The sequence below is a fragment of the Nocardia exalbida NBRC 100660 genome, assembly GCF_000308575.1.
Classification (GTDB): Bacteria; Actinomycetota; Actinomycetes; order Mycobacteriales; family Mycobacteriaceae; genus Nocardia; species Nocardia exalbida.
The window spans coordinates 99,817-111,166 of record NZ_BAFZ01000058.1 but is presented as its reverse complement, the minus strand read 5'-3'; the positions used below and the strand labels follow the sequence as shown (position 1 = coordinate 111,166).

10 protein-coding genes and 1 pseudogene are annotated in these 11,350 nt (G+C 65.9%); 2 read left to right on the top strand and 9 right to left on the bottom strand.

Annotation, left to right across the window (positions count from 1 at the left end; genetic code table 11):
• Positions 1-35: 35 nt before the first annotated feature.
• The gene (locus tag ON29_RS13715) at positions 36-791 is read right to left on the bottom strand and encodes an NUDIX hydrolase (protein WP_281032532.1); all 756 of its coding nucleotides are present in this window, start codon (positions 789-791) and stop codon (positions 36-38) included.
• Between the two features lie 75 nt (positions 792-866).
• Here ON29_RS13715 and ON29_RS13710 point away from each other — a divergent pair.
• Positions 867-2,601, top strand: a pseudogene (locus ON29_RS13710) (DUF3556 domain-containing protein).
• A gap of 87 nt (positions 2,602-2,688) precedes the next feature.
• On the opposite strand, the gene ON29_RS13705 reads toward ON29_RS13710, so the two are convergent.
• The 3 genes from ON29_RS13705 to ON29_RS13695 form a co-directional block, all read right to left on the bottom strand.
• Positions 2,689-3,528, bottom strand: a complete 840-nt coding sequence (locus tag ON29_RS13705) for an aminoglycoside adenylyltransferase domain-containing protein (protein WP_051175174.1) — start codon at positions 3,526-3,528, stop codon at positions 2,689-2,691.
• Between the two features lie 178 nt (positions 3,529-3,706).
• Positions 3,707-4,924, bottom strand: a complete 1,218-nt coding sequence (locus ON29_RS13700; RefSeq protein ID WP_157172768.1) for an FAD-dependent oxidoreductase — start codon at positions 4,922-4,924, stop codon at positions 3,707-3,709.
• Positions 4,925-4,946: 22 nt separating this feature from the next.
• On the bottom strand, positions 4,947-5,531 hold the full coding sequence (locus tag ON29_RS13695) for a TetR family transcriptional regulator (protein ID WP_040866613.1): 585 nt from the start codon (positions 5,529-5,531) through the stop codon (positions 4,947-4,949).
• A gap of 163 nt (positions 5,532-5,694) precedes the next feature.
• On the opposite strand from ON29_RS13695, the gene ON29_RS13690 reads away from it, so the two are divergent.
• Positions 5,695-7,209: an MFS transporter gene (locus ON29_RS13690; protein WP_040866612.1), complete on the top strand. Its 1,515-nt coding sequence runs from the start codon at positions 5,695-5,697 to the stop codon at positions 7,207-7,209.
• Between the two features lie 139 nt (positions 7,210-7,348).
• Here ON29_RS13690 and ON29_RS13685 read toward each other — a convergent pair whose 3' ends face one another.
• The 5 genes from ON29_RS13685 to ON29_RS13670 all read right to left on the bottom strand — a co-directional run bounded on the left by ON29_RS13685 (position 7,349) and on the right by ON29_RS13670 (position 11,223).
• Positions 7,349-8,341, bottom strand: coding sequence for an alpha/beta hydrolase (locus ON29_RS13685; RefSeq protein ID WP_373283876.1), 993 nt, complete (start codon positions 8,339-8,341; stop codon positions 7,349-7,351).
• A gap of 294 nt (positions 8,342-8,635) precedes the next feature.
• Positions 8,636-8,806, bottom strand: a complete 171-nt coding sequence (locus tag ON29_RS35790; protein ID WP_157172767.1) for a hypothetical protein — start codon at positions 8,804-8,806, stop codon at positions 8,636-8,638.
• 226 nt (positions 8,807-9,032) lie between these two features.
• On the bottom strand, positions 9,033-9,239 hold the full coding sequence (locus ON29_RS13680) for a DUF5988 family protein (RefSeq protein WP_040866611.1): 207 nt from the start codon (positions 9,237-9,239) through the stop codon (positions 9,033-9,035).
• Between the two features lie 791 nt (positions 9,240-10,030).
• A complete protein-coding gene (locus ON29_RS13675; protein WP_040866610.1) occupies positions 10,031-10,516 on the bottom strand; it encodes a hypothetical protein in 486 nt (161 codons plus the stop codon).
• Positions 10,513-11,223 carry a hypothetical protein gene (locus ON29_RS13670; protein ID WP_051175172.1) on the bottom strand — a complete coding sequence of 237 codons (711 nt, stop codon included), beginning with the start codon at positions 11,221-11,223 and terminating at the stop codon, positions 10,513-10,515. The genes ON29_RS13675 and ON29_RS13670 overlap by 4 nt, the downstream gene beginning before the upstream one ends.
• Between the last annotated feature and the right edge of the window lie 127 nt (positions 11,224-11,350).

Genomic DNA, 11,350 nt, shown 5'->3' with positions numbered 1-11,350 from the left:
GCCGTGGACCTCCCGCGCCGGACCTGGCAGGAGGCCTACCGATGCGTCCAATCGGGCTGGGTGAAGTGAGCGACTCGGGCCGCGGAAGGCGCTGTACCGAGCAGGACGACTTCGCGGAACTGCCACAGCAGTGCGCCGGTCGGTGCGTGGATGGTCATCTTCGGGCCGAGCCGCATCTGCAGCAGGCCGGCTTCGCCGGCGGGCGCGGCATCGTCGCGCAGTTCCGCCTGCCGTACCGCATCCTCGGCCCGGACCCAGCGCGGGGTGTCCTCGGCGGCGAGCCTGGCGAGCTCGACCAGGTGCACCGAGTGGACCTCGTCGGGGTTCGGCCGCAATCGCGTGGCGTCGGTCAGCACCAGAACCAGAGGCGTGATCGTGAAGCCGGACGCGGCGGGAAAGTCATCCAGCGCGCCGAGCAGATCTTCGGGACGCGCGTGCAGCCCCAATTCCTCGTGCAGTTCACGCAGGGCGGCTTGTTCCGCGGTCTCGCCTTCGTCCAAGCGGCCACCGGGCAATCCCCACTGTCCGGCGTTACGGCCACGGTAGGCCCGCTTGATGACGATCACCGCCGGTGATCCACCGGGCTCTTCGACCACGCACAACACCACCGCCGCGCGGCGCACACCGGGCGCGGCGGCGACCTCGATGCGCGGGAATCCCGCCAGCCGGGAGGTCGCGAGCACGCGGAATTCCTCGATGCTCCTGGGCAGCGGCGCTTTCGGAGTCGGCTCCATGGCCTCGATCTTGCCCGAACCGGACACGAGGGGCGACGCGGGAGTCGTTGACAGCAAATGCCGCACCTGTCACCGTATCGGGAACCTCGGGGCCCGGCCGTGCCTCGGGTGTTCGCGATCGGAGCGTGCTTGATGGGGTTTCTCGAGCCCGACCTGCCCGTGGTCGACCTGGCGGAATGGAGCAAGGGCACGCGCGGTGAGCGCATCCGTCCCATGGCCCGGCACTGGGCCGAAGTGGGCTTCGGGACACCCGTGGTGCTGCACCTGTTCTACGTCGGCAAGATTTGCCTGTATCTGCTCGGCGGCCTGCTGGTCGCACTGACCACCGCGGGCATCGACGGATTCACGAACGTCGGCGCCTGGTGGGCGGAACCGATCGTCTTCCAGAAGATCGTGCTGTACACGCTGCTGTTCGAGGTGGTGGGGCTGGGCTGCGGCTTCGGCCCACTCAACAACCGATACTTCCCGCCGCTGGGCTCGATCCTGTATTGGCTGCGCCCCAACACTATTCGGCTGCCACCGTGGCCGGATCGGGTACCGCTCACCAAGGGCGACAACCGCACCCCGGTGGACATCGCTTTGTACGCGGCGCTGCTGGCGACGACAACGGTCGCCTTGCTGTCCGACGGCACCGGCCCGATCCCGGAACTGGACACCACCGTGGGATTGTTGCCGCACTGGCAGGTCGCGGCGATTCTCGGCCTGCTGGCCGTCATCGGCCTGCGCGACAAGGTGATCTTCCTGGCCGCCCGGGGCGAGGTCTACGCCACGCTCACCGTCGCCTTCCTTTTCCCCGGAGCCGATTCGATCGTCGCCGCGAAAGCGGTTTTCGTCGTGATCTGGATGGGCGCGGCCACGTCGAAGCTGAACAAGCACTTCCCTTTCGTGGTCTCCACGATGATGTCCAACAGTCCGGTGTTCCGGCCGAAACCACTCAAGCGCGGTCTTCGAACGCTTCCCCGACGATCTACGGCCAGGACGGTTGTCCCGCGTCTTCGCCCACGGCGGCACCGTCATCGAGATGTGCGTTCCGCCGGTGCTGTTCTTCTCGCACGGCGGGTGGCCGACCGCCGTCGCCGCGTTCGTCATGGTGTGCTTCCATCTGGCGATCCTGACCGCCATTCCGATGGGCGTGCCGTTGGAATGGAACGTCTTCATGATCTTCGGCATCGCCGCGTTGTTCGTCGCGCACGCCGACCTCGGCCTGAGCAGCCTGCGAAATCCGCTACCGGTCGCAGTGCTGTTCGGCGTGGCCGCGAGCATCGTGATCGCCGGGAACCTGTTCCCGCGCAAGATCTCCTTCCTGCCGGGCATGCGCTACTACGCGGGGAACTGGGACACCACGATGTGGTGCATCAAACCCTCGGCCGCGCAGAAGATCGGCACGAGCATCGTCGCCATCGCGAGCATGCCGCAGGCGCAGCTGGAGCGGTATTACGGAAAGGACCGCGCACAGATTCCGATGTACCTGGGATACGCCTTCCGAGCCATGAACACCCACGGCCGCGCACTGTTCACGCTGGTCCACCGCGCCATGCCGCCCGGCCGCGAAGACGCGTACACCATCACCGACGGCGAACGCATCTGCAGCACCGCCGTGGGCTGGAATTTCGGCGACGGCCACATGCACAACGAACAACTCATCGCCGCCATGCACCGGCGCTGCCACTTCGAACCCGGCGAAGTACGCGTGGTCCTCCTGGACGCCCAGCCGATCCACAAGCAGACCCAGCAATACCGCCTCGTCGACGCGGCCACCGGCGAATTCGAACGCGGAGAGGTGAAAGTCGCCGACATGGTCACCCGCCAGCCCTGGGCTGACGATGTACCGGTGCGGGTGCACTACAGGGCCAGCGAACAGGGCTAGCGCTCTTCGTTCCTCGGCCTCCATTCCCGCCGAGCATTGTTCGGGAGATCTCATAGTCAGATGCGCATATCAAAGTAACGCCATTATTCACGGCCCTCGCCGCAGGTCCGCATCTCCCCGCTGACCATCGACCAATGCGTGGATCGCAGCTTCCTCGACGCGCTCCCCCACCCAGGTGAGGAAAGCTCGAACGTCGGTCGCGGGCAGCGGAAGCGCTGCCGTGCGTGGGCCCTGGAAGCTGCGCAGCGCGGTTTCGACGAGGGGGCGGAAATACTCCTCGGACGTGGCGATCATCCGTGCCGCTTCGCGTTTGGCCGTCCAGCGACCCGTGCGGCAGAACGCTGCCGTCCGGCAGCCGTTCAGCACCCGGTTGTCGCCCAGATGCCCCGCTCCCCCGGCGTGTTCCCGGACCGAAGCCCGCATCGCCGCGTACAGGTCGCGCTCCGACGGTGCTGCGAGGACCTGCCGTACAGGGGTGCCGTACAGGAGACGCCCGGCCTGGTGAGCGATGGAACGATCGATGACGTACCAGAAGTCCGAGGATTCCGCCGGATCGAAGCTGACGCGGTTCGGCAACAGCGGTCCGGTGTTGAGGTCCATGAGGTAACCAGCCGCGCCGGATGGTTCGGCGACGAAGTCCGCGCCGTAGACCACCAGTTCCAGCCCGGCCGCAGGGCAGGGCAGCGAGGCGTGGGCGAGCGATTCGGCCAGTTCCCGCAGTACCCGCGCGGGGATCGATGGGTCGGCGACGATTGTCACGTCGACGTCGCTGCGCCCGTGCCTGTAGTCGTCCAGCGCGATCGACCCTACCGCGAAGACGCTGACCAGATGACCTGCACAGACGGCGCGGGTGCGACGCACGAGACCATCCAGATAAGGACGCAACTCAGTCGGCAGGGAGTGGGAGTCCACCGGGGCATCGGTCATGCGGGCCAGTATCCGCCAGCTCGGGTGCCGGGCCTACCGCCTGCCGCTGATCCGGACCGGAGATCCACCACTGCGGAATAGGACCATTCGACACCGCCGAATTGCCTGCTCCTGTGCGGATGGCCGAGACTTGCCCGATCCCGATGCCGGATCGAGCTGCATTGATCCAGCAGTCCGGTCAGGCGATCATGCAGTGGCACCGCCTGGTACTCGAGTTCGGCCATGCTCGATTCCGGTGCACGCGAAGGTGGCGCAAGGCGGGACCCGGGGCGTCGGGCGCTACCGCGTGGTCGAGGCCGTCGGCTGCCCAGACTCGCAGATCGCGGCTGCGGGTGAGCATCGACTCTTCGTAACCGCGCAGGGCCGCGTCGAGACTCGTTCCCCGGTGCCATGATTCCGCTATGCGGGCGCCGACCTCTGCGCCGTCGAGCATCGCGAGGTTGGCACCCTGACTGAAGAAAGGCGCCGTCATGTGCGCGGCGTCACCGACCAGCGTCAACCGCGGATGGCCGCGCCAGGTGAACGATGCCGGGAGGGCGTACGCCGGGTGGATGTCGAACGCGATCCGTCCGTCGAGGAGCTTGCGGAACGGAGGAGCCCAGTCGTTGAAGATCGTGGTCAGGGCAGCACTGGCCGCTTCGGGTCCGGCCTGTTCGAACGGGCCGTCGATCAGCCAATTCATCCCCGCCCGGAACCCGGCGACGACGCGCGTAGCACCGCGGGCCGGGCGATAGACGAACAGTGCCTTGTTGTCGGACAGGGCGAAGGTGTCACCGTCCGCGATCAGCTCGTCATCGAGGAGACCGCTGTCCTCGCACCATCCGACGGCGAACACGACCCCGAGATAGCCGGGATCGACCGATGCTACGGTCTCGCGAACCCGAGACCAGCCCCCGTCGGCACCGACTACGGCGGTGACCCGCACCGAGCGGCCGTTGTCGAACCGCAGCAGCAAACCGTCATCTCGCTCGTCGCGGATGCTGGTCAGCCGGTGCGACCATCGAACGGTCCCGGGGGTCAGTGAATCGAGCAGGGTTGCTTCGAGCACACGTTGTGCGACTTCTGGATTCGCCCGTGCGTCGCGGCCGCCGTCGTCGGCGTAGTGAACGGTTCCGTCTCTGCCGAGCAAGCGCACACCGGTGCGTTCGGGGACGGACCGCGCCACGATCGTATCGAGCAGGCCGGTATACCGCATGGCGCGCTGACCGGAATCAGGGTGCAGCACAAGGGTTTCGGAGGCACTGCCCGAAAGCCCATGGCGACTGTCGAAGACTGCTGCCGAAATGCCGTGACGTTGCAGTACGCGCGCCGCGGTCAGTCCCCCCGGGCCCGCTCCGACGATACCCACCACCGCACGCTCGTCGGTCGCGCCCACGCTCGGTCCCGTCGAACGCATGTCCCTTCCCTTCGTACGATGCCTACCCCGACGACGGCTGGGCACCGAAATCCGACCAGCCATGGCGGAGTTTGCCGAAGACGGCCCGCAGATCCGCCGGCGAATGCGCACCGTACGTGGCGAGGAACTCGGCGTCGAGAACGTAGCGAGCCAGGGTGGTAGCCAGCAGGTCGTCCGGCGGCAGGCCCGCCTCGTCGGCGATGGCGACGGCCAGGGCGGCCTCCCATCGGTGGCGCATCCGAGCGGCGTAGTCGAGCAGCGCCGGGGTGGCCTTGACCAACTCGACGAACTCCGCGCCGGAGGGGCCCTCGACGGACGGATGCTCCGGCGGCAACAGGTGCTGCTCGAGCGCGTCCAGGATCGAGACGCCGGCATCGCGTTCGCGGACCGCTGCGGTCAGGGCCTGCTCGTAAGCGTCGCTTTCATCGAAGACCAGCGCTTCCTTGCTCGGGAAGTAGGCGAACAGCGTGCTCACCGCCACTTCGGCGGCATCGGCGATCTCCGCGACGGTCACATTGTCGAAGCCTCGCTCCCGAAACATCTCGAACGCGGTGTCGGCCAGCCGCTTACGCGTCTGCGCCTTCTTCCGTTCTCGCAGCCCTGGCACCTTGCCAACCCCTTGTGTGCAGACGTCGCTACCTCGTTGTCGCGCCGAGTCTACCTCGACTGCGAACCGACTATGGAAGACGATCGACTCCGTATTGACACCTTCACTAAATCAGTATTCACTACAAACTCGTAGTTACTACGGAAATTATGAGAGGACTTCGATGGAAGTGACACCACTGCGCCGATGGCTGGCCCTCGGTGCGCTCGCGCTGGCGATGTTGACCGTCGGGCTGGACATGACCGTGCTCAACATCGCGTTGCCGACACTCGCGCAGGATCTGGACGCCGGTACCGCTGCGCTGCAGTGGTTCAGCACCGCCTACACGCTGGCGGTCGCGGCCGCGATGCTGCCCGCCGGCGCACTGGGTGACCGGTTCGGACGGAAGAAGTTCGTGTTCGGCGCCCTACTGCTGTTCGGCGGTGCGTCCGTCTGGTGCGCGCTCGCCTCGACTGCCGGTGAGCTGATCGCGGCGCGTATCACGCTGGGAGTCGCCGCAGCGGTGCTGATGGCACTGTCGATGGGGATGATTCCCGTACTGTTCCCCGACCCCGCGGAACGCACTCGGGCGACGACGGTGTGGATTACGGCGGTCACGCTCGGGATGCCGCTGGGCCCGATTGTCGGGGGACTGCTGCTGAAGAACTTTTGGTGGGGGTCGGTATTCCTGATCAACATTCCCATGGTGCTGATCGGTGCTGCGGCGGTCGGCCTGCTGATACCCGAGTCCCGCAGCCTGGTGCGCCGTCCCATCGATCCCATCAGCGTCGTACTGTCCGGTGTGGGACTGGCCGGCCTGACCTACGGCTTCATCCGCTTCGGCGAGAACAGCTGGAGCGACGGCGCCGCATGGATGACCGTGCTCGGAGGTATCGGACTCCTGGCCGGTCTGATCGCCTGGCAACGCAGGCTGGTTCACCCCCTCGTCGACCTCGGACTGTTCGCCGACCACGGGTTCCGATGGGGCACGGCCTTCCAGTTGTTCAGCGCGTTCGCGATGTTCGGGTTGTTCTTCAGCATCCCGCAGTACTTCCAGGCGATCCTCGGCGTCGATGCCCTCGGCAGCGGCCTACGGATGCTGCCGATGATCGGCGGTCTGCTCCTCGCCTCCAACTTCCTCGAAGGATTGCGCGACAGGATCGGCGTCCGGCCGACCTTGGTGGCCGGGTTCGCGCTGCTGGCGGTCGGTATGGCGGCGGGAGCTACCACAGGTGTCGGTACGGCGTACTGGTTCATCGCGGTATGGATGGCGGTGGTCGGGCTCGGCATCGGATTGGTCCTGCCGACCTCCATGGCTCTTGCCGTGGGTGCGCTCACGCCGGAGCGCGCCGGGGCGGGCTCCGCGCTGTTGTCGGCATTGCGCCAAGCCAGCGGCACGATCGGAGTGGCCGTGCTGGGCACCGTGGTATCCGTGCGGTACCACTCGGAACTCGGTCCGCTGAACCACGAGCCGATCAGTGCCGGAGTCGGCTCCGGAGTCGCCGTCGCCCGCGGCATCGGAGATGACGCGCTGCTGCACCACGTGCAATCGGCCTTCATGAGCGGCATGAGCCTGCTCATGTGGGTATGTGCCGGGATCTGCGTCGCAGCGATCGCGCTGGTGGCGGCCACCGGAACGCGGACGACCTCGGATGCGGAACCAGAACCCTCCGCACCGGAATCCACCCGAGTCGGCTGAATCGCGCATCCGGCCCACGATGACTTCTCGACCGAAGTCGAGCAGCCTTCGGCCGTGGGCGGGAAATCCCGAGCCCGTGGGTTTTACGAGTCCGGAGGGAGGAATCGGGCGGTCGCTGCTCGCCCTCCCTCCCGGGCCGTCAGTGCGGCAGGTCCAACCCGTCGGCCAGCACCGGCCACGAATTCTTCAACGCCTCCTGCCAGTAGCCCCAGGAATGGGTCCCGGTGGGCTGGAAATCGTAGGTGGCGGGGATACCGAGGGCATTCAGGCGGTCGCGCATGTTGTGGGTGCACCAGTTCACCGCGGCCTCGATCACGCCGCCCAGCACCAGCTGATTGAGGTAGCCGCGCGGTCCTGGCTGGGCATACGCGCCGTTGTAAGTGTCATACATGCCCGGCACTCCGGTCCCGGTCGACAGGAACAGGCGTATGCCACGGAGCTGGTCGGCGTGCAGGTACGGGTCGTTGGCCGCCCACATCGGGTCTTCCGGCGGGCCGTACATGTTCTCGGTGTCGCCGCCGCCCCAGCTCTCGACTGCCAGTTTCACGAACTCGCGGCCGATCGGATCGCTGATCTGCGCACAACCGCTGTACGCCGCGACCGCTCGATACAGACCGGGTTTGGCGATCGGCAGCTGCAGTACCGAGGTTCCGGACGTGGACAAGCCCGCGATGGCGTTCACGCCGGTGGTGCCGAACTCGGCGTCGATCAGCGGCGGCAATTCCTCGGTGAGGAACGTCTTCCACTTGTACACACCGAGTTTCGGGTCCGGGGAGCGCCAATCCGCGTAATAGCTCCAGCGGCCGCCCACCGGCTGCACGACGTTCACGTCTTTGCCCGCGAGGAAGCCCAGCACGTCGGTGTTCTTCTGCCAGGTCGCGCTGTCCTGGCCACCGCCGCCACCGTTCAACAGATACAACGTCGGCCGCGGCACCGAACGGTCGGCCGGACGCAGCACCTTCACCATGATGTCCTGCCCCATCGCCGCGGAATGCACCCGCAACTGCACGGTCCGGTCGTCCTCCGCCCACGAACCGGTGATCGACGGCGAGTCGGCGCGCGCGGCCGGTGACGCCGCGATCACACCTGCGGTCAGGGCGGACACCGCCGCCAGCACGCCGAGTGCGTGCACCCCGTAGCGGAAGACCGACCTGATCCTTGCCTGCACGCTGCCCGAATCGGCAACAGCCGCAAGCCCTGCGCCAACGGGGACACTTCGTTTCATCGCTTGCTTCCTCCACAACCACAGCGTTCGTCCACCGGCGCCGCCGTAGCGGCTCGACAGCGCCGAAGCTCGGATAACGCTAGAACCGAGGAAGGCATGGCGCTTCGCCGGTAAGAGTGGTCTGGACACCTCACGAATCGGACCGATCCCGCTAGGCGCGGGACACAAGCACAGGCGAGCGCTCGGGGAGCGGACGAGCAACTAGCTGGACATCCTGCTGATCCCGCCGTCCAGATACCGGAACAGGCGGACGGCGTCACCCAGCTGCGGCGCGCCCGAGATGCCCTCCCTGGTCATGATCGTGTGGAACAACTCGAAGAGCTGCTCATGGTGGAGAGCGGGCCTGTTCTCCTGTCGGAAGGACTCGGTCATCGACGTGTGCCGATGAGGCGGCGGACCGCTCCATACCGGTGCGGATCACTCGGTCACAAGCAGCTGACCGTCGGTTTCGGCACCGGTCGCCTTGTAGTTCGAGGGCGAGAACGCACATCACCGCGGCACCATCGAAGCGAGCCGCGGATCGCCTCACATCATGACACGAAAGCCGCGAATGGCGATGGAAAGTGCCGACTGTGCCGGGACTCGGTGGGCGGAGATCCTACGAGCTGTTCGGCGATATGGTCCGGTAGGTCCACTCGAATACACGCGCGCGGCCGATCGCTGTATTGCGAAACCGTGATGTCGGGATGAAGTGCTCGTAGCCGCCACGATAGGGGATCTTGATTTCAGCGGTCGGCGCAAGCGGCAGAGCGTGTTCGGCCAGACCATCCGGTCCGCCTTCGAGATAGATGTTCAGTTGTGGCATGGCGTATCTCCCGTTGACGAAACAACGCACACGGGCCCTGATTGCCGATACGTCCGGCGGTGTGGTGGCATCCCCGGCGCCGGGAAGGCGGAATCCGGGGATGCCAGGTCGTCTATTCGCTAATCCTTCCGGACTGCGTGCAGACGTTGTCCGGTGGTCTCAGATGCACCAGACCACGCTGCCCAGGGGGAAGCAGATTGCCACTGATCCCCATCCTGATCCTGTTCCCCCGGCAGGAACGACCGCTGTGGATGTCGAACTCGCGGGCGCCGTTCCGAGGGGGGTGGCCGAAGCCGCCGGAGCTGTAAGAGTGGCCAGGGGCAAGGCAATAGCGGTTGCGGTGACGAACTTGATCATTTTGCTGGACATATTTGTTCCCTCGATATCGAGTGATTGTTTCGATACGCGTGCATTCCAGCCGACCAGCGATGTGGTGCCGTCCAACCGACGTGACGGCTGGCGGGTGAGCAAAATCTGCCGCGGCAGACAGTGCCCGGCTGCGCCGACCATGACGCGCTTGTTTTGTTCTCGACCCCGACCCGGTTGTTATGGTCTCGCACGGCGAGCGTCAACCGTGCGGTGAATTGCCGAACCACACCCTGTGCAGGACGGTCCGGCGCCAGGTCCTGTCGCGACTGCGTCGACCTGGCCGACCTTTTCCGCGACGATGAGGAAAGGACGTGATTCAATCAGGTTACTGCGATCGGCCGGAAGCCACTAGAGAACGGCATGCACCAGATGCCGGGAGTCTCCGTTTCGGGGCCCAGTGGCGCCGGCCGGGTGAGATCCGCTCACCGGGCGAGGCCGATGAGTGTCCGTAGGATCATGAAGACGGCGGCCAGGCCGAAGCAGGCGAGTCCGACGACCCAGACCGTGAACATCTGCCGCATCGGTATCAGGCTGCCCACCCATCCGGCGTCCAGGTCGGCGACGTCTTGTTGCGTTTCGAATGCCGTGCCGTGCGCGCCCCAGGTTCCGGCCGCGAGTTCGTTCTGTTCGAAACGCTCCAGCCAGAGCACATCCTTACGAGCGGCGAGGCGATGGCTCGCCATCAGCATGATCGAGATGATCGACACGTTCAGCGCGAGCAGCGAGGAGGCGATCCGCGCGACGGCGTCGTTGCCCGCTCCCATCGAGATACTGAACAAGAAGGCCTGAGCTGTGAGGCTGACGGCAGGTACCTGCCAGAGCAGGTTGTCGTGTTGCAGGTGTCGGTCCGCCACCGCCTGATAGAGCATTTTCAATTCGGGCGAATGCCGCGACGGTGACTCGTTCATGAAAGCTGCCGCCGAGATTCGCCCCGCTCGTCGCGCCGCTGGTCGATCAGTCCGGCGCGAGCCAGGAGCAAGCCGCTGACCACGAGCACCCACACCGGGAACACCAGCGTCACCCACCGGTTCATCTCGCTGGCGACCAGCAGCGCCACGGCGAGCAGGTAGCTGAGACCGACGAGCCAACGGGGCATCAGCCTGGTCTTCGCCCAAATCGTCGCGAGCGAGATCATGAACACCGCCGCCATCCGCAACGCGTAGGTTTGGCTCGCCGAAACCACCATCATCCTCCCGAAGTTGATCACCTCGGCGCGGGCGCCCGGGTCGGTGACGCCGTCGTTGCTCATCACCAGGCCCGCGGCACCAGCGGTCGCGACGAACATCATCGCCAGGAAGAGCAGTCCGCTGCCCAAGAATACCGACAGGAAGAACCGGTCTTCATACTCTCCGAACCCGTCGCGCACGACGCCGATAAACCACAGAAAGCTGATTCCGGCGAACGGCATCAGCACTGTCGCCGTGGTGATCACGCTGTGCCGATCCTGTAGCCATTGCGTCGAATCCTCGGCGTGTTCCGGCATTGTGATCCGAATCAATACCAGCGTGGTACCGAGTAACACCGCGAAGAACACCCCGGCCAGTGCGGCGGCACGCGGCGTTGACAATCGACGCAGAGGCGGCGCAGGCTTGGTGTGTTGTGACGGAGTCGGCATGAGGCCATCCTCCCAAAATTGCCTGCCTGCCGCCGGAATTTCGTCGGGTATCGCGACGCGTAACGCGGCCGGGCAGCGTAACAATTCGAAAACAAGGTTCGGCTTTCGGCCTCAGCCGATGGGCGAC

Coding starts and splice junctions, on each gene's coding strand:
- ON29_RS13700 (WP_157172768.1), bottom strand. CDS start 4,924: ATGCGTTCGACGGGACCGAGCGTGGGCGCGACCGACGAGCGTGCGGTG.
- ON29_RS13690 (WP_040866612.1), top strand. CDS start 5,695: ATGGAAGTGACACCACTGCGCCGATGGCTGGCCCTCGGTGCGCTCGCG.
- ON29_RS35790 (WP_157172767.1), bottom strand. CDS start 8,806: ATGACCGAGTCCTTCCGACAGGAGAACAGGCCCGCTCTCCACCATGAG.
- ON29_RS13680 (WP_040866611.1), bottom strand. CDS start 9,239: ATGCCACAACTGAACATCTATCTCGAAGGCGGACCGGATGGTCTGGCC.
- ON29_RS13670 (WP_051175172.1), bottom strand. CDS start 11,223: ATGCCGACTCCGTCACAACACACCAAGCCTGCGCCGCCTCTGCGTCGA.
- ON29_RS13705 (WP_051175174.1), bottom strand. CDS start 3,528: ATGACCGATGCCCCGGTGGACTCCCACTCCCTGCCGACTGAGTTGCGT.
- ON29_RS13675 (WP_040866610.1), bottom strand. CDS start 10,516: ATGAACGAGTCACCGTCGCGGCATTCGCCCGAATTGAAAATGCTCTAT.